Origin of the sequence: Sphingomonas sp. Leaf198, from assembly GCF_001424005.1 — a bacterium.
Lineage (GTDB): Bacteria > Pseudomonadota > Alphaproteobacteria > Sphingomonadales > Sphingomonadaceae > Sphingomonas.
On sequence record NZ_LMPX01000004.1, the window covers coordinates 47,772 to 69,911 of the forward strand.

Annotated in this window: 19 protein-coding genes and 1 pseudogene; 14 read left to right on the forward strand and 6 right to left on the reverse strand. The window is 67.2% G+C overall.

Annotated features, from left to right (window positions below):
* Nucleotides 1–76: 76 nt before the first annotated feature.
* Nucleotides 77–202 (forward strand): hypothetical protein, encoded by a 126-nt coding sequence (locus ASG20_RS20040; protein WP_268795643.1) that lies wholly within the window; start codon nt 77–79, stop codon nt 200–202.
* Nucleotides 203–258: 56 nt separating this feature from the next.
* On the opposite strand, the gene ASG20_RS15655 is transcribed toward ASG20_RS20040, so the two are convergent.
* The coding region (locus ASG20_RS15655) for a mannose-1-phosphate guanylyltransferase (protein ID WP_236698788.1) at nt 259–1,416 on the reverse strand (1,158 nt) is incomplete at its 5' end.
* A 1-nt stretch (nt 1,417) separates the two neighbouring features.
* Nucleotides 1,418–1,632 (reverse strand): annotated as a pseudogene (locus ASG20_RS20045) (sugar phosphate nucleotidyltransferase); the annotation flags it as partial.
* Between the two features lie 268 nt (nt 1,633–1,900).
* On the opposite strand from ASG20_RS20045, the gene ASG20_RS15660 reads away from it, so the two are divergent.
* The 5 genes from ASG20_RS15660 to ASG20_RS15680 are packed head-to-tail and all read left to right on the forward strand — an operon-like array spanning nt 1,901 to nt 9,476.
* Entirely contained in the window at nt 1,901–3,289 is a 1,389-nt protein-coding gene (locus tag ASG20_RS15660; protein ID WP_056054952.1) for a TIGR03013 family XrtA/PEP-CTERM system glycosyltransferase, read from the forward strand.
* 19 nt (nt 3,290–3,308) lie between these two features.
* The gene (gene prsK / locus ASG20_RS15665; RefSeq protein WP_082471016.1) at nt 3,309–5,366 is read left to right on the forward strand and encodes an XrtA/PEP-CTERM system histidine kinase PrsK; all 2,058 of its coding nucleotides are present in this window, start codon (nt 3,309–3,311) and stop codon (nt 5,364–5,366) included.
* Nucleotides 5,363–6,742 carry a PEP-CTERM-box response regulator transcription factor gene (gene prsR / locus ASG20_RS15670; RefSeq protein ID WP_056054958.1) on the forward strand — a complete coding sequence of 460 codons (1,380 nt, stop codon included), beginning with the start codon at nt 5,363–5,365 and terminating at the stop codon, nt 6,740–6,742. The genes prsK and prsR overlap by 4 nt, the downstream gene beginning before the upstream one ends.
* A complete protein-coding gene (locus ASG20_RS15675) occupies nt 6,735–8,618 on the forward strand; it encodes a tetratricopeptide repeat protein (RefSeq protein ID WP_056054961.1) in 1,884 nt (627 codons plus the stop codon). Before prsR ends, ASG20_RS15675 begins: the two co-directional genes overlap by 8 nt.
* 39 nt (nt 8,619–8,657) lie before the next feature.
* Nucleotides 8,658–9,476, forward strand: a complete 819-nt coding sequence (locus ASG20_RS15680; RefSeq protein ID WP_056054964.1) for an ATP-binding protein — start codon at nt 8,658–8,660, stop codon at nt 9,474–9,476.
* Nucleotide 9,477: 1 nt separating this feature from the next.
* On the opposite strand, the gene ASG20_RS15685 is transcribed toward ASG20_RS15680, so the two are convergent.
* Nucleotides 9,478–11,259 (reverse strand): ABC-F family ATP-binding cassette domain-containing protein, encoded by a 1,782-nt coding sequence (locus ASG20_RS15685; protein WP_056054965.1) that lies wholly within the window; start codon nt 11,257–11,259, stop codon nt 9,478–9,480.
* A gap of 121 nt (nt 11,260–11,380) precedes the next feature.
* Here ASG20_RS15685 and ASG20_RS15690 point away from each other — a divergent pair, with 121 nt between their 5' ends.
* The 3 genes from ASG20_RS15690 (at nt 11,381) to ASG20_RS15700 (ending at nt 13,788) form a co-directional block, all read left to right on the forward strand.
* Nucleotides 11,381–11,692: a hypothetical protein gene (locus tag ASG20_RS15690; protein WP_056055979.1), complete on the forward strand. Its 312-nt coding sequence runs from the start codon at nt 11,381–11,383 to the stop codon at nt 11,690–11,692.
* 22 nt (nt 11,693–11,714) lie between these two features.
* Nucleotides 11,715–12,380 carry a response regulator transcription factor gene (locus tag ASG20_RS15695; RefSeq protein ID WP_056054968.1) on the forward strand — a complete coding sequence of 222 codons (666 nt, stop codon included), beginning with the start codon at nt 11,715–11,717 and terminating at the stop codon, nt 12,378–12,380.
* A 97-nt stretch (nt 12,381–12,477) separates the two neighbouring features.
* Nucleotides 12,478–13,788, forward strand: a complete 1,311-nt coding sequence (locus ASG20_RS15700) for a sensor histidine kinase (RefSeq protein ID WP_056055981.1) — start codon at nt 12,478–12,480, stop codon at nt 13,786–13,788.
* A gap of 125 nt (nt 13,789–13,913) precedes the next feature.
* Here the strand turns inward: ASG20_RS15700 and ASG20_RS15705 are convergent, their stop codons facing one another.
* A complete protein-coding gene (locus ASG20_RS15705; RefSeq protein ID WP_056054970.1) occupies nt 13,914–14,816 on the reverse strand; it encodes a prephenate dehydratase in 903 nt (300 codons plus the stop codon).
* Nucleotides 14,817–14,920: 104 nt separating this feature from the next.
* Between ASG20_RS15705 and ASG20_RS15710 the strand changes: the two genes are divergently transcribed.
* Nucleotides 14,921–15,640 (forward strand): c-type cytochrome, encoded by a 720-nt coding sequence (locus ASG20_RS15710; RefSeq protein ID WP_056055982.1) that lies wholly within the window; start codon nt 14,921–14,923, stop codon nt 15,638–15,640.
* Nucleotides 15,641–15,780: 140 nt separating this feature from the next.
* Here the strand turns inward: ASG20_RS15710 and ASG20_RS15715 are convergent, their stop codons facing one another.
* Nucleotides 15,781–16,665: a TIGR00730 family Rossman fold protein gene (locus tag ASG20_RS15715; RefSeq protein WP_056054973.1), complete on the reverse strand. Its 885-nt coding sequence runs from the start codon at nt 16,663–16,665 to the stop codon at nt 15,781–15,783.
* 46 nt (nt 16,666–16,711) lie between these two features.
* Nucleotides 16,712–17,365, reverse strand: coding sequence for an extensin family protein (locus ASG20_RS15720; protein WP_056054975.1), 654 nt, complete (start codon nt 17,363–17,365; stop codon nt 16,712–16,714).
* 234 nt (nt 17,366–17,599) lie between these two features.
* On the opposite strand from ASG20_RS15720, the gene ASG20_RS15725 reads away from it, so the two are divergent.
* The 4 genes from ASG20_RS15725 to ASG20_RS15740 all read left to right on the forward strand — a co-directional run bounded on the left by ASG20_RS15725 (nt 17,600) and on the right by ASG20_RS15740 (nt 22,113).
* Entirely contained in the window at nt 17,600–18,754 is a 1,155-nt protein-coding gene (locus ASG20_RS15725) for a phosphoserine transaminase (protein ID WP_056054978.1), read from the forward strand.
* Nucleotides 18,755–18,959: 205 nt separating this feature from the next.
* On the forward strand, nt 18,960–20,537 hold the full coding sequence (gene serA / locus ASG20_RS15730) for a phosphoglycerate dehydrogenase (RefSeq protein WP_056054981.1): 1,578 nt from the start codon (nt 18,960–18,962) through the stop codon (nt 20,535–20,537).
* A 125-nt stretch (nt 20,538–20,662) separates the two neighbouring features.
* Nucleotides 20,663–21,016, forward strand: coding sequence for an endonuclease domain-containing protein (locus ASG20_RS15735; RefSeq protein WP_231420836.1), 354 nt, complete (start codon nt 20,663–20,665; stop codon nt 21,014–21,016).
* A complete protein-coding gene (locus ASG20_RS15740; protein WP_056054984.1) occupies nt 21,013–22,113 on the forward strand; it encodes an ATP phosphoribosyltransferase regulatory subunit in 1,101 nt (366 codons plus the stop codon). The genes ASG20_RS15735 and ASG20_RS15740 overlap by 4 nt, the downstream gene beginning before the upstream one ends.
* The last annotated feature ends 27 nt before the right edge of the window (nt 22,114–22,140 follow it).

A 22,140-nucleotide genomic window follows, 5' to 3' on the forward strand; every position in this document is an offset into this window, starting at 1 on the left:
ACCCCGTCGGTCGCCCGTGTGCGTATCGAGACCAGCCGTGCGAGATAGATCATCCAAGCCGTTCAACGATGGGCGCTTGCACGCGGTTGGCGAAACCTTGCGCAATTCGTGGCAGACGCCGACGGATACGATGATCACCGACGACCTGCCGACGTTGCTGACCCTGCTGTCCAAGGTGCCGAGCCGCCGCAAACGCCCGTGACGGATCTGTAACGAAAGCGGGTGCGGGCCGTCTTTGGTGCCCGCACCCGTTTTCGGTTACGGCTTGGCCTTCATCGCCTCGATCAGTTTCTTGACCTCCTGGCTGCGGCCGCGCGGCATGATCAGCACGTCGTTGCCGCTCGCGACCACGATCAAATCCTCGACGCCGACCAGCGACACGCGGATGCCGTCGCTGCGGACGAAGCAGTTCTGCGTGTCGATCGCCAGCACATCGCCGTCCTTGTCGCTGCGATGCGCGTTGCCGCTCGCGTCGCGATCACTGATCGCATGCAGCGCGTCCCAGCTGCCGACGTCGTTCCAGCCCATCGCGACCGGCACCACCGCGACGCGGTCGGCCTTTTCCATGACCGCATAGTCGATCGAATCGTCCGGCGACGCGGCGAAGGCGGCCGCATCGGGATAGACCCGCGGGCCCTCGATCCGCGCCTTGTCCATCGCCTCGCGCGTCGCGACCAGGATGCCGGGATGGAACTGCGCGAGCGCCTCGAGATAGGCATCGGCGAGGAACAGGAAGATCCCGCCGTTCCAGGCATGATCGCCGCTCGCCAGCATCGACTGCGCCTTGTCGAGCGGGGGCTTCTCGACGAACCGCGCGACGCGGTTGATGCCGGGCTGGAGCTCTAACAGGAAGACCCCGCCGTTCCAGGCATGATCGCCGCTCGCCAGCATCGACTGCGCCTTGTCGAGCGGGGGCTTCTCGACGAACCGCGCGACGCGGTTGATGCCGGGCTGGAGCTCTTCGCCGATCTGGATCCAGCCATAGCCGGTCTCGGGTGCATCGGGGGCGATCCCAAAGGTTACCAGCCAGCCCTGCGCCACGAGCGGCATCGCCGCCTCGATCGCGGCATGGAACGCGGCGACGTCGCCGATCACATGGTCGGACGGCATCACCAGCAGCGCGTCGCCACCGCCGCCCGCCGAGGCGGCCTTCGCCGCCAGCGCGGCCAGCGCGATCGCAGGGGCTGTGTTGCGGCCGGCGGGTTCGAGGATCAGCGCCTGTGGTGCGGCACCCGCCTCGGCGAGCTGCTGCTCGACCAGCTCTGCATGTCGCGCATTGGCGACCACGATCGGCGCGGCATAGCGCTCGCCCAGCGCGCGCCCGGCGGTCAGTTGCAGCATCGTCTCGTCCGCGGTCAGCGCCAGCATCTGCTTGGGCATTTCGGGGCGCGACATCGGCCAGAGGCGGGTCCCCGANGGGCCCCGGCCTCCGCCTGGGGCATGTCGCGCATTGGCGACCACGATCGGCGCGGCATAGCGCTCGCCCAGCGCGCGCCCGGCGGTCAGTTGCAGCATCGTCTCGTCCGCGGTCAGCGCCAGCATCTGCTTGGGCATTTCGGGGCGCGACATCGGCCAGAGGCGGGTCCCCGAACCACCCGACAGGATAACGGGRACGATCTTACGTACGGTCATGAATCCTCCAGATTGCGCCGAGCTATAACGGCGAGTCCGTGCCTGCCAATCGTATAATCGGTCAATTCGCTGCACGGTCTTCAGGGAACGATCTTACGTACGGTCATGAATCCTCCAGATTGCGCCGAGCTATAACGGCGAGTCCGTGCCTGCCAATCGTATAATCGGTCAATTCGCTGCACGGTCTTCAGGGTTTTTTGGTATTTGACCGCGTAGCACTGGCCAGGTGTCGGTAGCATTTACAGATGATGTGTCGGGATAGCGTGCGATGATACGGCTCTTCAAACACTATGTGCCGCATGCCGTGCTGCTGCTCGGACTGGTCGATCTTGCCCTGCTGATCGCCTCCGCGGAGATCGGCTGGGTCGTTCGCGCGCATCAGATCGGCATGGCGGTCGCGCCGATCCATACGCGGATCGCGCAGTTGCTGACCTTCGCGATCGCGCTCCAGGTGTCGCTGGTTGCGGTTGGCGCGTACGGGGTGGCGTCGTTCCTGTCGCTGCGGTTCGCTGCCGCCCGGCTTGCGGTGGCGCTGGCGCTCGGCGTGATCGCGCTGTCGTTCATCTTCTTCCTCGTACCTGCGCTGAGCTTCTGGCGGTCGAATCTGCTCTATTCGACGATCATCGCGACGGTGCTGCTCGTCACGGTCCGCGCGCTGCTCGGCAAGACGCTGGGCGGCGATACCTTCAAGCGTCGGATCGTCGTGCTCGGTGCCGGTGCCCGCGCCGCGCGGATCCTCCAGCTGTCCGAACAGCCCGGTATCAACTTCATCGTCGCCGATTTCGTCGCGATGGGCGAACCCAATCAGGTGATCGGCGACGCCAGGCCGCGCACGGAAATTCCCAATCTGTCGGCGCATATCGTCGATCGCAACGCGAGCGAGGTCGTGCTCGCGCTCGACGAGCGCCGCAACGCGCTGCCGATGAAGGATCTGCTGCGGGTCCGTACCACCGGCGTCCAGGTCAGCGAGATCTCGACCTTTCTCGAGCGCGAGACCGGGCGGATCGACCTGAAGAGCGTCAACCCGTCCTGGCTTATCTTCTCCGACGGCTTCGCCTCGAGCCGAATGCTGTCGAGCGTCTTCAAGCGCGCCTTCGACATTTTCGCGAGCGGGCTGCTGCTGCTGCTGACGCTGCCCGTGATCCTGCTGACCGCAGTGGCGATCAAGCTCGAATCGAAAGGCCCGGCGTTCTACCGCCAGCGCCGTGTCGGGCTGTACAATGAGGGCTTCGACATCCTGAAGCTGCGGTCGATGCGCCAGGATGCCGAGGTCGCGGGCACCGCGGTCTGGGCGGCGGAGGACGATCCGCGGATCACGCGGATCGGCCGATTCATCCGAAAGGTCCGGATCGACGAACTGCCGCAGACCTGGACCGTGCTCAAGGGCGAGATGAGCTTCGTCGGTCCGCGTCCCGAACGGCCGCAGTTCGTCGAACAGCTCGAGGAGCATCTGCCGTTCTACGCCGAGCGCCACATGGTGAAGCCCGGCATCACCGGCTGGGCGCAGATCAATTATCCGTATGGCGCATCGATCGAGGATGCCCGTCACAAGCTCGAATACGACCTGTATTACGCGAAGAACTATTCGCCGTTCCTCGACATGCTGATCCTGTTGCAGACGTTGCGCGTGGTGCTCTGGCCGACCGGCGCACGATGAGCGCCCCGATGAGCAAATCGTGAGCGGCGCGCTGATCCTGTGGGCGCACGCGCTGACCGCGCTGCTGTTCGGGACACTGGGCCTTGCGCAATTGCGCGGCGGGCAGGGGGCGAACTGGGGGCTGGGGCGCTGGGCGCATCGTGCGTTCGTCGCCGCGCTGTTCGCTACTAGCCTGTGGGCGTTGGCGGTGGCGGGGATCGATGCGCGCGACGTCGCGACGCGGATCGCCGAAAGCGTCCGGAACATCGCGTGGCTGCTGTTCATGATGGCGCTGGTCCGGCACGATCGCGTCGGCAGCGTCTCGCTCGGCGCGGTGTACGGCGTGGTGATGATCATCGCCGGCGGCAGCGCGGTGCTCGCGGTGGTGCAACTGGCGCCGCTCGACGCCGATGCGCGGGTCGCGCTGGAGTCGGCGCGGCTCGTGTTCCGGATGATGGCGGCGGTCAGCGCGCTGGTACTGGTGCATCATGTCTATCAGGCGGCGCCGGCATCGCGCGGCGGCGTCCGGCTCGTGATGCTGGCGGTGGCCGCGATGTGGGGCGTCGACCTCCTGCTGTTCACTGCTCGCTATGTTCAGGGAGACTGGTCGACCGGCCTGATGATCCTCCGCGGCGTGGCGATGGCGGGCGTGGCAGTGCTTCTCGCCATCGCCGTCCACCGGCGTGGCGACTGGACGCTGGCGCTGTCGCGACCGATCGCCGTCCGGGCCTTGTCCGCGATCGCGCTCGTCCTGTACGCTGGCGCCACCGCGCTCGCGACCAGTATCGCGGCGAGCTATGCCGGTGGCTCGCTGCGGATCGTCCAGACCGCGATCGTGTTCGGCGCGACCGCCGCGCTGCTGGCGCTGATCTGGACACCGTGGCTGCGCGCCTGGACCAAGGTGAAGGTCGCCAAGCATTTCTTTCGACACCGCTATGATTATCGTGCCGAGTGGCAACGCTTCACCGATACGCTCGGCAAGCCCGGCGCCGATGCGGAGTCGCTAGAGACCCGTGTCGTGAAATCGATCGCCGACCTGACCGACTCGCCCGGCGGCCTGTTGCTCGTTCCCGATAACGCCGCGCTGGTCATGGGTACGGGGTGGAACTGGACCGCAGGTTCCGACGGCCCGCCCCATGAAGAGCTGGCACGCTATCTGTCGGAGGACGCACGGATCGTCGAGCTGGACGGCGTCCGCGCCGGAACCTGTTCCGCGGACGAGGCGGCGAGCGTTCCCGACTGGATCCGGGCATGTCCCGAAGCGTGGGCGATCGTGCCATTGGTCCATGGCGGTTCGCTGGTCGGCGCGATCGTGCTCGCGCGTCCGCCGGTCGACCGCGCGCTCGACTGGGAGGATTTCGACCTGTTGCGCGTCGCCGGGCGGCAGGCGGCAAGCTATCTCGCGGAAGACCGCGCGCATGCCGCGCTGGCGGACGCAGCGCGGTTCGACGAGTTCAACCGCCGCTTCGCGTTCATCCTCCACGATATCAAGAACCTCGTCAGCCAGTTGACGCTGGTCGCGCGCAATGCCGAGCGGCATGCCGACAATCCCGCGTTCCGCGTCGACATGGTCGCCACGCTCAAGGACTCGTCCGATCGTATGAACGCGCTTCTCGCCCGCCTGTCGCAGCATGGCCCGGTCCGCAACGAGCCGCTCCAGCCGATCGACGTCGGCGCGATCGTCGATCGGGTCGTCGCCGGTCGCCGCGCACAGCATCCGATCGCCGCGCATACGGTCGCGGCGTGCGCACTCGGTCATGTCGCACGGCTCGAACAGGTGCTCGGTCACCTCGTCCAGAACGCGATCGAGGCCAGTGGCGCGGAGGATGCCGTCCTGTTATCGATCGAAACCATCGGTGATCACATCGCGATCGATGTCGTCGATCGCGGCTGCGGCATGACGCCGGGGTTCGTCCGCGATCACCTGTTTCGTCCGTTCGTCTCGTCCAAGCCCGCCGGGTTCGGGATCGGCGTGTTCGAGGCCCGACAGCTCGTCCACGCGATGGGCGGCACGATCGAGGTCACCAGCCGCGAAGGCGAGGGGACCCGATTCCGCATCCTGCTTCGCGTCGCCGACAGACTTGAGGCAGCGGCATGAGCGACGACCGGACTTCGCGCGGCGCTACGCCCTTGCCCGTGCTGCTGATCGTCGAGGACGATGCCGGTCTGCAACGTCAGCTACGCTGGGCGCATGAGGGGTATGAGATCGTCGTCGCCAGCGACCGGGCGCAGGCGCTCGACGCGATCCGCGCGCATGAGCCCGCGGTGGTGACGCTCGACCTCGGCCTGCCGCCCGATCCCGATGGGGTGACCGAAGGCTTCGCGACGTTGCGCGATATCCTGGCGATGAAGTCCGATACCAAGGTCATCGTCGCCTCGGGGCACGGCGCGCGCGAAAGTGCGCTGCAGGCGATTGCCGACGGCGCGTGGGATTTCTACGCGAAGCCGATCGATATCGATGCGCTCGGCCTGATCGTCAGCCGCGCGTTCCATGTTCATGCGCTGGAGGCCGAGAACCGGCGGCTGGCCGGGCGGATCGGTCCCGGCGGTTTTGGCGGCCTGCTCGCCGCGTCGCCCGAGATGGCGGTCGTCACGCGGACGCTGGAGCGAGTCGCCCCCGCCAACGTGTCGGTGATGCTGCTCGGCGCCAGCGGCACCGGCAAGGAACTGCTCGCTCGCGGGCTGCACGATGCGTCGCCGCGGTCGCGCGGCAATTTCGTCGCGATCAATTGCGCGGCGATCCCCGAGACGCTGCTCGAAAGCGAATTGTTCGGGCACGAAAAGGGTGCGTTCACCGGCGCGGTCAAGACCACCGAAGGCAAGATCGAACAGGCCGCCGGCGGCACGCTGTTCCTGGACGAGATCGGCGACGTCCCACTCGCGCTCCAGGTGAAGCTGCTACGGTTCCTGCAGGAGCGCGTGATCGAACGCGTCGGCGGGCGCAAAGCGATCCCGGTCGATACCCGTATCGTCTGCGCGACGCACCAGAATGTCGATGCGATGGTCGCCGCGGGACGGTTTCGCGAGGACCTGTATTACCGTCTCGCCGAGATCGTCGTGCGGATACCGCCTCTCGCCGAACGGACCGGCGACGCGGTATTGCTCGCGCGGCATTTCGTCACGCGCTACGCCAAGGCGATGAACCCCGTCGTCACCGGCCTCGCTCCCGATGCACGGGCCGCGATCGACGCCTGGGGCTGGCCCGGCAACGTTCGCGAACTCGAGAACCGGATCAAGCGCGCGGTCATCATGGCCGATGGCAAGCTCGTCACCGCCACCGACCTCGATCTCGACGGCAAAGGCGATGAGGCCGCGGCGCTCAATCTGCGGAGCGCGCGCGAACAGGCCGACCGCAAGGCGATCCGCCAGGCGCTCGCCCGCGCCGATGGCAATATCTCGAGCGCCTCGCGGTTGCTGGGGATCAGTCGGCCGACGCTGTACGACCTGCTGAAAAGCTACGACCTGCATGGCTGAGTCGATCTATCCGCTGTTGCGTCGGCGTCGCCGCAAACGCCGGTTCCGGCTGGCCAAGGCGTTTGCAGGCAACCGCGCGCGTGTGCTGGCGATCGGCCTGCTGTGCGGCGTGGTCGTACTGGTTGGCCTTGCGACAGCGATGCGACCGTCGCCGCCAACCGCCGGTCAGTTGTTCGCCGACAGCCTGAAGACGCTCGATGCGGGCAACTACAGCGCGGCGCGGACCAATGCGCAGAAGGCGATCGCCGCGGACCCGAATCTGGCGATCGCACATGCCGTCCTGGCACGTGCATTCCTCGAGCTCGACGACGGCGTTGCGGCGCAAACCGAACTCGCCGCGGCGATCGCCGCCGGGTTCCCTGCGGATCGCCTGCACCAGCTTTCGGCGCATGCACGCCTGTTGCGCGGCGATCCCGCCGGCGCGATTGCCGAAGCGGCGCAGGCGCAACCGCGCTATGCGGGGTACGCCACGCGCATTCGGGCACGGGCGCTTGCCGCGCAGGGACATCCCGGCGACGCGGTGGCGGTTCTCCAGGCGTTGCTCTCGCGCGTACCGACCGATGCGGCGGCCTGGACCGATCTCGGCCGCCTGAGTTTGACCGGTGGCGACGTCGGCGGTGCGACGATCGCGGCGGCGAATGCGGTATCGCTGGACCGGCGCAGGCCCGCAGCGCTGATGCTCCAGGGCGACGTCGTCCGCAGCCGCTACGGCCTCGTCGCGGCGCTGCCCTGGTTCGAGGCGGCGTTGCAGCGTGATGCCTATTACCCGCCCGCGCTGATCGATTATGCCGCGACGCTCGGCGATGCGGGACGCAACGTCGAGATGCTCGCCGCCACCCGCCGCGCGCTGCTCGCGCGTCCCGGTGACCCGAACGCATTGTATCTCCAGGCAGTGCTCGCCGCGCGCGCGGGGCGGATTCCGCTTGCCCAGGTGCTGCTCGACAAGACCCATGCGCTCGACGCCGTGCCCGGCACGCTCTTGCTCAGAGGGGATCTGGACTATGCGCAAGGGCGGTTCGCGCAGGCGGCGGTGCAGTGGCGCAAACTCGTGCAGATGCAGCCGTCCAACATCGCCGCGCGCCAGTTGCTGGGTCTCGCGTTGCTTCGCGCGGGGAATGCCGGTGGCGCGATCACTGTCCTGCGACCCATCGCTGCTCGTCCCGACGCCGACAGCTATTCGCCCACCCTGATCGCGCGCGCGCTCGAGGCGGTCGGCAACCGGGTTGGGGCAGCGGCTTTCCTCGATCGCGCGGCGGCGGCGGCGGTATCGTCCTCGCCGACCGCGCTGGCGGGTCGTCCCGTCGCGCGCGTTATCGCGACGCCCGGTGCGCCCGCGACGCAGCTTGCGCTCGGCGATTCGCTAGTGGCGGCAGGACGCTATGGAGACGCGGCGCGCGCCTACACGCAGGCTGCCGACCTGTCGTTCGACGAGCCCACGATGCGGCGTCTAGTCGACACGCTCGCCCGTGCTGGCCGCGCGCAGGACTCCGCGACGGCGCTCGTCCTGTACCTGTTGCAGAATCCGCAAAGCCTCGTGGGCGCGCGGATGCTCGGTCATCGCCAGGTGGCATCGGGCGAATGGGACCGCGCGATCGACACGCTCGAAAGCGTCCGCGCCCGCGTCGGCAACCAGGATGGCGGCGTGCTCGCCGATCTCGCGCTGGCCTATGCGGGCAGCGACGACGGCGCGATCGCGGTCCGCTACAGCCGCGCCGCCTATGCGCTGTCGCCGATGCGCGCGGCGGCCGCCGATGCTTACGGCATTGCCCTCGCCGCGAACGGCGATCTGGTCGGCGCCCGACAGTTGCTGGTCAAGGCGACGCAGCTCGCGCCCACCGATGCCGCGATCGCCGGACATCTTCGCCAACTCGGGTGAATGCTTGTCTCCGGCGTTTCGCGCGGCCAATAGCGGCACATGATCGACCCGCTGGACCGTATCGCCGCCGCGTTGGAGCGCCTCTCGCCACCGCCGCCGCCCGCCGCCGATCCGCGCGCTTACCCCGCCTATGTCTGGCGGGGCGGCGCCCTGGTCCCCGTGCTTGGCTTCGCGCCGCTGCCGCTCGACAGGCTGGTCGGGATCGACCGGCAGAAGGCCGCGTTGCTCGGCAATCTCCGGCGTCTGGCCAGCGGGCATGCGGCACAGGACGTGCTGCTGTGGGGCGCGCGCGGCACCGGCAAGTCGGCGCTGGTCAAGAGCGCGGTCGCCGCGATTCAGGCTGAGTCGGGCCAGGCTGGGTCGGGCGATCTGGCGCTTGTCGAAGTCTCCGACCTGACTGGCTTGCCGATGCTGTTCGCCACGCTTGCCGGGGTGCAACGCGCGTTTGCGGTGTTCATCGACGATCTCGGCTTCGACGTGCCGGCCGAGGCGCGCGCGCTGCGTTCGATGCTCGAAGGGGGCAGCGAGCCGCGGCCGCACAACGTCCGCCTGTTGGTGACGGCGAACCGCCGGCATCTCGCCCCTCGCGACATCGCCGAACAGGAAAGCGCGATAAACCCGCGCGATTCGGCGGACGATCATCTGGCGTTGTCGGATCGCTTCGGGCTGAGTCTTGGCTTCCACGCGCTCGACCAGGACGGGTATCTGGCGATCGTGGCCGGCTATGCCGCGGCGTACGACCTGACGTTCGAGCCTGCGGATGCGATCGGCTGGGCCACGCGCCGCGGCAGCCGATCGGGCCGCGTCGCGTGGCAGTTCGTCGTCGACCTAGCAGGCCAGGCCGGCCGCAGCCTCTGACCTAGCTGGCGCCCTCGACCTGTTCCGCCAGTTCGAGCCAGCGCAGTTCGGCAGCCTCCTTCTCGGCGCGCGCAACTTCGATCGCCTTGGTCAGCTTCGCGAACGTCGCATTGTCGCGCATATACAAATCAGGCTTGGCCAGCTTGACCGCATCGGCCGCCATCTGCGCGTCGAGTTCCTCGATCCGCTTTGGCAGCAACTCGTAATCGCGCTGGTCCTTGTACGTCAGTTTCGCGCGCGGTGCCGAAACAGCCGGAGCAGTGGCCGCGACCTTCTTCGACGCACGCTTGCCGGTGGTCGTCGAGACGCGGCGCTTTTCCCAGTCCTCGTAGCCGCCTGCAACGACATCCACGGTGCCCGAGCCATCGAGCCCCAGCGTGATCGTCACGGTCCGGTCTAGAAAGTCGCGGTCATGGCTGACGATCAGCACGGTGCCGTCGTAATCGCCGATCACCTCCTGCAACAGGTCGAGCGTCTCGAGATCGAGATCGTTGGTCGGCTCGTCGAGCACCAGCAGGTTGGACGGCTTGGCGAACTCACGCGCCAGCAACAGCCGCGAGCGCTCGCCACCTGAAAGCGAGCCGATCTTCGCGTCGACCATGTTCGGGTCGAACAGGAAGTCCTTCAGATACCCGTGGATGTGTTTCCGAACGCCGAGCACGTCGATCCATTCGCCGCCATCGACGACGACCTCGCGGACCGTCTTTTCGGGCGCCATCAGGCTGCGTTGCTGGTCGATCACCACCGCATCCAGCGTCTGGGCCAGCTTGATCGAGCCGCTGTCGGGCTGGATCTCGCCGGTCAGCAGCTTCAACAGCGTCGACTTGCCTGCGCCGTTGCGGCCGACGATGCCGATGCGGTCGCCGCGAGTCACCCTCAACGTCAAGTCGCCGATGATCGTGCGGTCGCCGTACACCTTGGTGACGTTCTTCGCGTCGATCACGACCTTCGATTTGGTGTCGTCGCTTGCGGTCGTCAGGTTCGCCGAGCCCTGCGGCCCGATCATCGAGGCGCGTTCGGCGCGCATCTCGTGCAGCTTGGTGAGGCGGCCCTGGTTGCGCTTGCGCCGGCCGGTGACGCCGCGGAGCAGCCAATGCTCCTCCAGCTTCAAGCGCGCATCGAGCTTCTCAGCCTGGCGCTGTTCCTCGGCATAGACCTGCTCGGTCCAGGCCTCGAACCCGCCGAAGCCGATCTCGGCCCGCCGGATTGCGCCGCGATCGAGCCACAAAGTCTGCTTGGTCAGTCGCGTCAGGAAGGTACGGTCATGGCTGATCACGACGAACGCGCCGCGGAACCGCTTGAGCCAGTCCTCGATCCATTCGATCGCGCCGATGTCGAGATGGTTGGTCGGCTCGTCGAGCAGCAGCACGTCGGGGTCCTGCGACAACGCGCGGACGATTGCCGCGCGGCGGCGTTCGCCACCCGACGCGGAGGCTGCCTCGCGCGACAGGTCGATGCCGAGCTGGTCGGCGATCGAATCCGCCTCGTAGTTCACCGGCGCATCGTCGCCCGCCATCACGTAATCGCGCAGCGTCGCGAAGCCGCGCAGATCGGGCTCCTGCTCCAGGATCACGACGCGGGTGCCGGGGACGATCGTCCTGCGTCCCTCGTCCGCCTGGACGCTGCCGCCGAGCAGTTTAAGCAAGGTCGTCTTGCCGGCGCCGTTGCGGCCGATCAGCGCGAGCCGGTCGCGCGGTCCGATATGGATGTCGAGATTGCGAAAGAGCCATCCCGAGCCCTGGACGAGTCCGAGGCCTTCGAATGCTAAGATTGGTGCTGCCATGTTCGCGCCACGTAGGGGCGGCGGGTGATGCAGGCAAGTTACACCGTGATGCTAACCTGCGTCAGTACCTTGCGCGGGGCCATTCACTGGCTGTTCAATGCCGGGCCGCTATGCCACGGCCATGAAGATGTTGCTCCTCCTTGCGACCCTGACCTCGGCGCCGTTACTGATGGCTGCGGCACCGATGATAGCGGGCGCGGACCAGCGCCGTAGCGACCAGATGTCCGCGTTCCAGGCACGCAAGACCGGCGGGCTGTCGCTGCGAGAAATCGAGGGACGCGTGATCCCGACGATGAAGGGTGCGCAGTATCTCGGTTCCGACTATGATTCGGGCAGCGCCATTTACACGCTGAAATTCCTGCGCGATGGAACCGTCATCTGGGTCGACGTCGATGGCCGGAGCGGCCAGATCGTCGGCCGCACCGGTCGCTGACCCCTTAATCGAGAGGACTATCATGCGCGTTCTGATCGTCGAGGACGAGCCGAATCTCGGCCAGCAACTGAAGAACACCCTTGAGGGAGCCGGCTACGCGATCGATCTCGCGGTCGATGGCGAGGAGGGGCATTTCCTCGGCTCGACCGAGAATTACGACGCGGTCGTGCTCGATCTCGGCCTGCCGGAGATCGACGGGCTGACCGTGCTCGATCGCTGGCGGAAAGAGGGCAAGACGATGCCCGTACTCGTGCTGACCGCGCGCGACAGCTGGTCCGACAAGGTCGCCGGCCTCGATGCAGGCGCGGACGACTATGTGGCGAAACCGTTCCAGAGCGAGGAACTGATCGCGCGTCTGCGCGCGCTGATCCGCCGTGCGTCGGGCAATGCCTCGTCCGAGCTGACTGCGGGCGACATCCGCCTCGACACGCGCAGCGGCAAGGTCACGCGCGCCGGCGAGCCGGTCAAGCTGACTGCGCAGGAGTACAAGCTGCTGAGCTACCTGCTCCATCACAAGGGCAAGGTCGTCAGCCGCACCGAGCTGATCGAGCATATCTACGACCAGGATTTCGATCGCGATTCGAACACGATCGAAGTGTTCGTGACGCGCATCCGCAAGAAGCTCGGCCAGGACGTGATCACGACGATCCGCGGCCTCGGCTACAGCCTCGAAGACCCGGCCGCCTGATCGGCTGACGATGGATACCGCGCCGCCGACAGACCCACTCAAGACCGACACGCCGATCCGCGTCCCGGCGGCGGTGAAGGGGTCGCTGTCGCGGCGCATGATCCTGATTGCGGCGGTATGGATCGGCGTGCTGCTCAGCGGCGGCGGGTTCGCGCTCGATAGGGTGCTGTCGGCGGCGGTGACGCGCAATTTCGACGACCAGCTCGAATATGTCCTGCGCTCGCTGCTGAACTCCTCCGAGATCGGCCCCGACGGCGAAGTGATCTTCACCCGCGACGCCGCCGCCGATCAGCGTTTCGTCGAGCCCTATTCGGGTCTGTACTGGCAGGTGTCGGGCAAGGGGCACGAAGATTTTCCGTCGCGGTCGCTGTGGGACCGGCATCTGGCGTTCGGCGGGACGCATGACGACCGCAACGCGCATTTCTACGACAGCTCGCAATTCCCCGACGAGCAGCTGCGGATCGTCGAGCGCGACGCGGTCATCCCGGGTTCGAAGGTGCATTGGCGGTTCCAGGTCGCGCAGAGTCGCGACGGGCTGAACGCGCAGATCACCACGTTGCGGCGTACGCTCGTCCGCAGCTTCGCCTTGCTCGGGCTGGGGTTGATCGTACTGGCGGCGCTCCAGACGTTCTACGGTCTCTGGCCGTTGCGGCGGGTGCGCGAGGAGATCGCGCGGATGCGTGCGGGGCAAGCGAACCGCGTGTCGAGGGCGATGCCGGTCGAGGTCGCGCCGATGGTCGAGGAGCTGAACGCGCTGATCGAGCATAACGAACGCCAGGCGGAGGAGGCGCGGCGGCATGCCGGCAACCTCGCGCATGCGCTCAAGACCCCGCTGACGGTCATCATGAACGCCGCCACCGCGCAGTCCGACGACCTCGCCGACACGGTCATCCGCGAGGCGCGGACCATGCGGCGCCAGGTCGATCACCACCTCGCGCGCGCGCGCGCTGTCGGGCGTCGCGGGTCCGCGCACAGCCGTGCGGAGGTATGGCCGAGCCTCGAATCGGTCGAGCGTGCGGTCGGGCGGCTGTATCGCCACGTCCGCATCGACGTGACCGGGCCGCGTGGACTTCAGGTCCATGTCGAGCGGCAGGATCTCGACGAGATGCTCGGCAATCTAATCGAGAACGCGGCAAAATATGGTGGCGGCAGCGTGTTCGTGACGGTCGGCGCGCAGGCGGGCTTCGTAGAGTTCCTGGTCGAGGACGACGGCGTCGGTATTCCGGAAGAGGAGCGGGTGCGTATCTTCGATCGCGGCGTGCGGCTGGATACGGGGAAGCCGGGGACCGGGCTTGGGTTGGCGATCGTGCGCGACGTGGCGGAGATCTACGAGGGGACCGTGGCTCTCGAGGAGAGCGAGGATCTTGGTGGGTTGCTGGTCCGGCTGCGGTTGCCCGCGGCGAATTAATCTTCCCCTCTCCCTGAAAGGGAGGGGCTGGGGGTGGGTAGGCCAGCTTGAGTCACAACGGTTCGGCCATGCGGAACCCGACCCACCCCCAACCCCTCCCTTCCAGGGAGGGCGAAAGCAGATGGCTACCCCCGCGAGCGCGCCTGGCGATACGTTCCCAGCACCCGCAGCCATTTCGAATGGAACCCCAGTTCCTCCAGCGCATGGTCGAGGTTCGCGTCGCCCGGCTTCCCCACGACATCGGCATAGAATTCCGTCGCGGAGAAGCTGCCGTTCCGCTGGTAGCTCTCCAGCTTGGTGATGTTCACGCCGTTGGTCGCGAAGCCGCCGACCGCCTTGTACAGCGCGGCGGGGACGTTCCTGACCTCGAAGATCAGCGTCGTCATCCATTCGCCGCCGACCGGCTCTTGCGCCGCGGGAGGCTTGCTGCCGCGTGCCAGTACGACGAACCGCGTCGTATTGTGGTCCGCATCGGCAATGTCGGTCGCGAGCAGGTCCAAGCCGTACAGCCCGGCCGCAGCAGGGGGCGCGAGCGCGGCGATTGCCGGATCGGCAAGCTCGGCGACCTTGGCGGCGGCCCCCGCGGTGTCGGGATAGCTCACCGGCTCGATCTCGTGCGCCTTCAGCCAGTGCCGGCACTGCCCGAGCGCCTGCGGGTGGCTCATTGCCTGACGAATACCGTCGCGCGGCCCTGCGCCCATCAGCGCATGGCGGATCGGCAGGAAATGCTCGCCGGTGATGACCAGCCCCGATTCGGGCAGCAGGAAATGGATGTCGGCGACGCGGCCATGCAGCGAATTCTCGATCGGGATGATCGCGCAATCGGCGCGGCCGTCCTTCACCGCGTCGATCGCGTCGGAGAAATCGAAGCAGGGCAGGGGCAGGCCGTCGGGGAACGCCTCGACCGCGGCGACGTGGCTGTTCGCGCCCGGTGCCCCCTGGAACGCGACGGCGCGCGCTGGCTCGGCGGCGGCGGCGACGGTCATCCGCGCGACGATCGGGCGGGCGGGTGCGGCGAAGTTTTCCATGCGCTGGCCGCGTAAAGGGCCGCCGTCCGCCATACAAGCGCGGCTTGCGGTGCGCGCCTGCGTTTTCTATGGCTATCCCAAACAGAACAGGGCGGATGCACAAGATGGACAATCGGACCAATACGATCGCCGGCTGGGTGCTCGCAGGCTGTGGTGCGGCGCTCGGGTTGTCGATCGTCGGCGGGATGATGTTCCACGGCGAGCGCCCCGAGAAGATGGGCTATGCGATCGAGGGTGTCGTCGCCGAGGGCGGCGAGGGTGCCGCCGCCGACGTGCCGATCGCCTCGCTGCTGCCGACCGCCGACGCCGCCAAGGGCGCCGAAGTGTTCAAGAAGTGCGCCGCCTGCCACACCATCAACCAGGGCGGCGCGAATGGTGTCGGCCCGAACCTGTACGGCACGGTCGGCGAGGAGATCGCCAAGGGCAAGGCCGGGTACGCGTTCTCGTCGGCGCTGGCCGGGATCGGCGGCAAGTGGGACTTCGACAAGCTGAACGCGTGGCTGACGTCGCCGCGCAAGTTCGCTCCGGGGACGAAGATGACCTTTGCGGGGCTCGGCAATGCGCAGGACCGGGCGAACGTGATCCTGTATCTCAACCAGCAGGGTTCGAACCTGCCGTTACCGGCGGCACCTGCGGCTGGCGCTGCTCCGGCGGCTGGCAAGGATGCGGCGGCGAAGGATCAGCCGGCGACGGCGAATGCGGCGGAAGCTGCGGCGACCAAGGGTGCGCCGACTGCGGACATCGCCAACACCGGAACGCCCGCGTCGGGTGCGCCATCGGTGGATCCGGAAGCAGCTCGCAAGGGCGCCCGCTCGGAGAAGTAATCTTCCTACTCCCTCTCCCCTCCGGGGAGAGGGTCGGGGTGAGGGGCTGCCAAGCAGTGCGGCGCCTGGAACAGCCCCTCACCCCAGCCCTCTCCCCGGAAGGGGGAGAGGGAGCAGAAGGGTTCCCCTCTCCGGATGGCTCAGCCCTCAGCCGCTTCCTTCTCCGCCCGCTCGCGGTAGAACGACTGCACCGCGTCCCATGCCTCGTCGGCGGTCTCGACGTAGCGGAAGATCCCGAGGTCCTTCTCGCTGACGACGCCTTCCTCGACCAGCGCGTCGAAACTCACGACCCGCTCCCAGAACTGGCGGCCGAACAGCAACACCGGGATCGGCTGGATCTTGCCCGTCTGGATCAGCGTCAGCAGCTCGAACAGCTCGTCGAACGTCCCGAACCCACCCGGAAACGCCGCCAGCGCGCGGGCGTGGAGCAGGAAGTGCATTTTCCGCAGCGCGAAATAGTGGAACTGCACGGACAGCGACGGCGTGACATACGGGTTCGGCGCCTGCTCGTGCGGCAGGACGATGTTAAGCCCGATCGACTCGGCACCGACGTCGTCCGCGCCGCGGTTCGCAGCTTCCATGATCGACGGACCGCCGCCCGAGCACACCACGAACTGCCGCCAGCCACGCTCGTCGCGCGGCAGCACGCTGACCTTGGCGGCCAACTCGCGCGCCACATCGTAATATTTCGATTTTTCGACCAGCCGTTCGGCGATCTTCTTCGACTTCTCGTCGGTGGCCAGCTTCAGCAGCGCCTGCGCCTTCGACGGCTCGGGAATGCGTGCTGACCCGTAGAATACGAACGTCGAACCGATCTTCGCTTCGTCGAGGACGAGTTCGGTCTTCAGCAGTTCGAGCTGGAACCGCACCGGCCGCAGGTCTTCGCGCAACAGGAAATCCATGTCCTGGAAGGCGAGCCGGTAATGCGGGTGCTGCGTCTGGGGGGTGGAAACGGAGTCGCGAGCGGACTCGGCATCCTGGCTGGCGTTCGGAAAAACGCGCGATGGTACTCGTGTATCGGTCATTCAGGCGCGATTAGAGGAAACGCGAGGGGAGGGCTAGAGCGGTGCGCTAGCGGCAGAAATTGGCGTGATCGTCTTCGAGGTGGAGGTGGTTGCGGTGCGCGGCGTTGTAGTCGGGGCTGAGCACCGTGCCGAACCGCTTGCACGCCGACGCGCGGATCGTCTGGAGGAATTGGCGGACCTGCGGGTCGGACGAGTTCCAGTCGTTGAGCACCGTGATCCGCCGCCCGTCCTTCAGCACGAACCCGCCGATATCGATCGCGTTGGCGATCGCGTGACCCGAGCGGCGGGTGGGACCGCGCGTGGAGCCGACGATGTTGCGGCAGGCATAGCTCCCCATGCTGTCGACCCGCGCCAGTTCGCTGCCGAGCATCTGGTACGCGGCGGGCGCCACCGCGTTGCGCGTCCAGCCGATGAACGCGCGCGCTTCGCCGCAGCGGACTGCGGTGAGGTTGGCCACGGGGACGCCGATATCGACCAGCTTCACGGTGCCGTTCAGCCCGCAACCGGGCCCCGTTTCGCGGTCGGGCAGGACCTGGAACGAGACGTAGAGTTCGCGCAGGTCGGCGAGACACTGCGCCGTTTCGCGATTGCTCGGGACGGAGAGATTGGGGCGGGTCTTGGTTGGCGCCGTGGGGCGATCGGAGCGTCCGCAGCCGGCTAAAGTCAGTGCGAAAGTCGCTACTACCACCCACTCCGTCATGCCGGGCCTGTTCCGGCATCCACTCATCGTCTTGTCCCCCATGCCTAAGGCCGTGCGGCACGGTGGACCCCAGGACAAGCCCGGGGTGACGGAGCGAGTTTGGTGCACGGTGGGGCGAGTCCCGTCGCCACGCGCTCGCAGTCGAACGCGGTTGACACCCCCGTGAACGCCGCTAGGGCCGGCGACGGGCCACGCGGTCCCAACGCCGCGCGTGCTCTCTGTGAGGAGAGATACATGACTGATACGACCTACGCACCCGCTACAAATGCGCCTTCACTGCCCGCTACGAAGCCGGCACGTCCCTTTTTCAGCTCCGGTCCCTGCGCGAAACCTCCGGGTTGGTCCGCGGACAAGCTCGCCACCGCCTCGCTCGGTCGCTCGCATCGCTCTAAGATCGGCAAGACCCGCCTCCAGTACAGCATCGACCTGATGCGCGAACTGCTGAAGCTCCCGACCACGCACCGCATCGGCATCGTCCCCGGCTCCGACACCGGCGCGTACGAGATGGCGATGTGGACGATGCTCGGCGCCAAGCCCGTCACCGCGCTGGCGTGGGAAAGCTTCGGCGAAGGCTGGGTCACGGATGCGGTCAAGCAGCTCAAGATCGACCCCACGGTGGTGCGCGCCGATTACGGCCAGCTGCCCGACCTCGACGCGGTCGACTGGTCGAACGACGTGCTGTTCACCTGGAACGGCACCACTAGCGGCGTGCGTGTCCCCAACGCGGACTGGATCCCCGCCAACCGCGAAGGTCTCTCGTTCGCCGATGCGACGTCGGGCGTGTTCGCCTACGACATCGACTGGACGAAGATCGATGTGGCGACCTTCTCGTGGCAGAAGGTGCTTGGCGGCGAGGGCGCGCACGGCGTGCTGATCCTCGGGCCGCGTGCGGTCGAGCGGCTTGAGACCTACACGCCCGCGTGGCCGCTGCCGAAGGTGTTCCGCCTCGTCTCGAAGGGCAAGCTTACCGAGGGCGTGTTCAGGGGCGAGACGATCAACACACCGTCGATGCTGGCGGCCGAGGATGCGATCTTCAGCCTCGAATGGGCGAAGTCGCTTGGCGAGGACGGCCTGATCAAGCGGTCGGATGCGAATGCTGCGGCGTTGGACAAGATCGTTGCGGAACGCGATTGGCTTGGTCATCTGGCGGTCGATCCGGCGACGCGGTCGAAGACCAGCGTGTGCCTCACGGTCGAGGGTGCGGACGAGGCGCTGATCAAGGCGATGGCTTCGGCGCTCGAAAAGGCTGGCGCGGCGTATGACGTGGCGGGTTACCGCGATGCGCCTCCGGGCTTGCGTATCTGGTGCGGCGCGACCGTCGACACCGCCGATATCGAAGCGCTCGGCCCCTGGCTCGACTGGGCCTACGCGACCGCCAAGGCGGCCTAACCAGCTACCGCGTCTTTTACGTCTTCCTTCCAACAACCACCCCCATTCCGTCATCCCGGCGCACGCCGGGACCCATGGACACGGAGCGCCCGCTCATGATGCGGACCGCAACCGTGGGTCCCGGCTTCCGCCGGGATGACGGGGAGGGGGCAGGATCGGAACGGAAGGCGGCACCCCAATTCACCGAATTCCCAGGAGCAATCCCATGCCAAAAGTCCTTATTTCCGACAAAATGGATCCCCGCGCTGCCCAGATCTTCCGCGAGCGCGGCGTCGAGGTCGACGAGATCACCGGCAAGACGCCCGCCGAGCTGATCGCGATCATCGGCGAGTATGACGGCCTCGCGATCCGCAGCTCGACCAAGGTCACCAAGGAAATCCTCGAGCACGCGACCAACCTGAAGGTCGTCGGCCGCGCGGGCATCGGCGTCGACAACGTCGACATCCCCGCCGCGTCGGCAAAGGGCGTGGTCGTGATGAACACGCCGTTCGGCAACTCGATCACCACCGCCGAGCACGCGATCGCGCTGATGTTCGCGCTCGCCCGGCAACTGCCCGAGGCCGACGCCTCGACCCAGGCCGGCAAGTGGGAGAAGAACCGCTTCATGGGCGTCGAGTTGACGTCGAAGACGCTTGGCCTGATCGGCGCGGGCAATATCGGTTCGATCGTCGCCGACCGCGCGCGCGGCCTCAAGATGAAGGTCGTCGCGTTCGATCCGTTCCTGACGCCCGAGCGCGCGATCGAGATCGGCGTCGAGAAGGTCACGCTCGACGAACTGCTCGCGCGCGCCGACTTCATCACGCTGCACACGCCGCTGACCGACCAGACGCGCAACATTCTCTCGGCCGAGGCGCTCGCCAAGACCAAGAAGGGCGTGCGGATCATCAACTGCGCGCGCGGTGGCCTGATCGACGAGGTCGCGCTGAAGGCGGCGCTCGACTCGGGGCAGGTCGGCGGTGCCGCACTCGACGTGTTCGTCGAGGAGCCCGCCAAGGCATCGCCGCTGTTCAATACGCCGAACTTCGTCAGCACGCCGCATCTTGGCGCGTCGACGACCGAGGCGCAGGTCAACGTCGCGATCCAGGTCGCCGAGCAGATGGCCGATTTCCTGATGTCGGGCGGCGTCACCAACGCGCTCAACATGCCGTCGCTGTCGGCCGAGGAAGCGCCGAAGCTGAAGCCGTACATGGCGCTGGCGGAGAAGCTCGGGTCGCTGGTCGGTCAGTTGACGACGGGCGCTGTGTCGCGGATTTCGGTGCATACCGAGGGCGCGGCGACCGACCTGAACGCGAAGCCGATCGTGAGCGCGGTGCTCGCCGGGTATCTCCAGACGCAGACCGCGACCGTCAACATGGTCAACGCGCCGGTGCTGGCGCGCGAGCGTGGTCTCGAAGTTCGTGAAGTGCGTACCGAGCGCGAGGCGGATTACCACACGCTGCTGCGCGTCGCGGTGAAGACCGAGGATGGCGAGCGGTCTGTCGCGGGTACGCTGTTCGGTGATTCGGCGCCGCGTCTGGTGGAACTGCTCGGGATCAAGATCGAGGCCGATCTGGCGGGGCCGATGCTGTATGTCGTCAACGAGGATGCGCCGGGGTTCATCGGGCGTCTTGGGACTGCGCTGGGCGAGGCTGGGGTGAATATCGGGACGTTCCACCTCGGGCGTCGGTCGGCGGGCGGTGAGGCTGTGCTGCTGCTGTCCGTCGACGAAGCGGTGACGCCTGACTTGTTGACCAAGGTCCGCGCGCTGCCAGGCGTGAAGACCGCAATGGGCCTCAACTTCTAACCCTGCTACGCTCTTCTAAAGCCCTCTCCCCTCCGGGGAGAGGGTTGGGTGAGGGGCAGTTGGGAGGGGCAGCGCTCGCGGCGCCCCTCACCCCGACCCTCTCCCCGGAAGGGGGAGAGGGAGCAGTGAAGGTCGACGACCTACTCTTGGATCGCGCAAAGCGGATGCGGCGCGAGCCTACCCCCGCCGAAGCGAAACTCTGGCGCCATCTCCGTGATCGCCAAATCTCAAACACCAAATTCACCCGGCAACTCGTCGTCGGCCCCTACGTCGCCGACTTCGCCGCACGCGACGCGAAACTGATCATCGAGGTTGACGGCGATACTCATGTTGACCAAGCGCGCGACGGAAGCCGAACGGATTGGCTGCAACGACAGGGATATCGCGTGATACGGTTCAGCAACGCCGACATCATGTCCGAGATGGACGGGGTCTGGCAGGTCATATCTGCAGCCCTCACGGCGGAGTCTGCGAAGTGACCGCACTCCTCCCCGAAGGTTTCCGAGATCGCCTCCCCCCGTTCGCCGATTCGGCCGCGGCGCTGGAAGCCCGCGTACTCGAAGCTGCTCGTCTCCACGGCTACGAGCGCGTCGATCCGCCGCTCGCCGAATTTGCCGATGGGCTTGAGATGCGCCTCAAAGCCGGTGGCCTTCACGACGCGGTGCGCTTCGTCGATCCGGTGTCGCAACGCACCCTTGCGATCCGCCCCGACATCACCGCACAGGTCGCGCGGATCGCCGCCACGCGGATGGGGCATCACCCTCGGCCGGTCCGGCTGAGCTATGCTGGCTCCGTGCTGAAACTACGCGCGTCGCAGCTCGCGCCCGCCCGTGAGACCCGGCAGATCGGCTGTGAGTTGATCGGGCTCGACTCAGTCGCCGCTGCGCAGGAGCTCGTCGCAGTAGCAGTCGACATGATCGCCGCCGCCGACGTTACCGGTGCGTCGATCGACTTCACGCTGCCCGACCTAGTGCCGACGCTCGCCGCCGGCCCGCTTCCCGTCGCACCTGAGCAGATCGCCACCCTGCGCGATCGCCTCGACGCCAAGGACGCCGGCGCCGTCGCCGCACTCGCGCCCGCCTACCTCTCCCTGATCGAAGCCGCCGGCCCGTTTGACCAGGCAATGGACCGCCTCCGGGCGTTCGACACCACCGGCGCTCTCGCTTCGCGCCTCGACGGCCTCGCGCGCATCGCCGAAGCACTCGACGGCCGCGTCGCGCTGACGCTCGACCCGACCGAGCGTCATGGCTTCGAATACCAGACCTGGCTCGGCTTCTCGCTCTTCGCCGACGGTAGTGCGCGCGAAGTCGGTCGCGGTGGCACCTACACCATTGTTCACGAAACCGGCGCCGAGGAAGCTGCTACCGGCTTCTCGCTGTTCGCCGACGCCTTGGTCGAGCGTGTCGCCACCGTCGATCGCCGCCGCCTCTTCCTCCCGTTCGGTACCGCTGCCGGCGAAGGCGCAGCGATGCGCGCGCAAGGCTGGGTCACCGTCGCCGCTCTCGACGCCGGCGACACCCCCGAAGCACAAGTCTGCACGCATCTATGGGTAGCAGGCGAGCCCCGCGCGCTGTAGGCGCTGCGCGTAATCTCAGGAGATAGA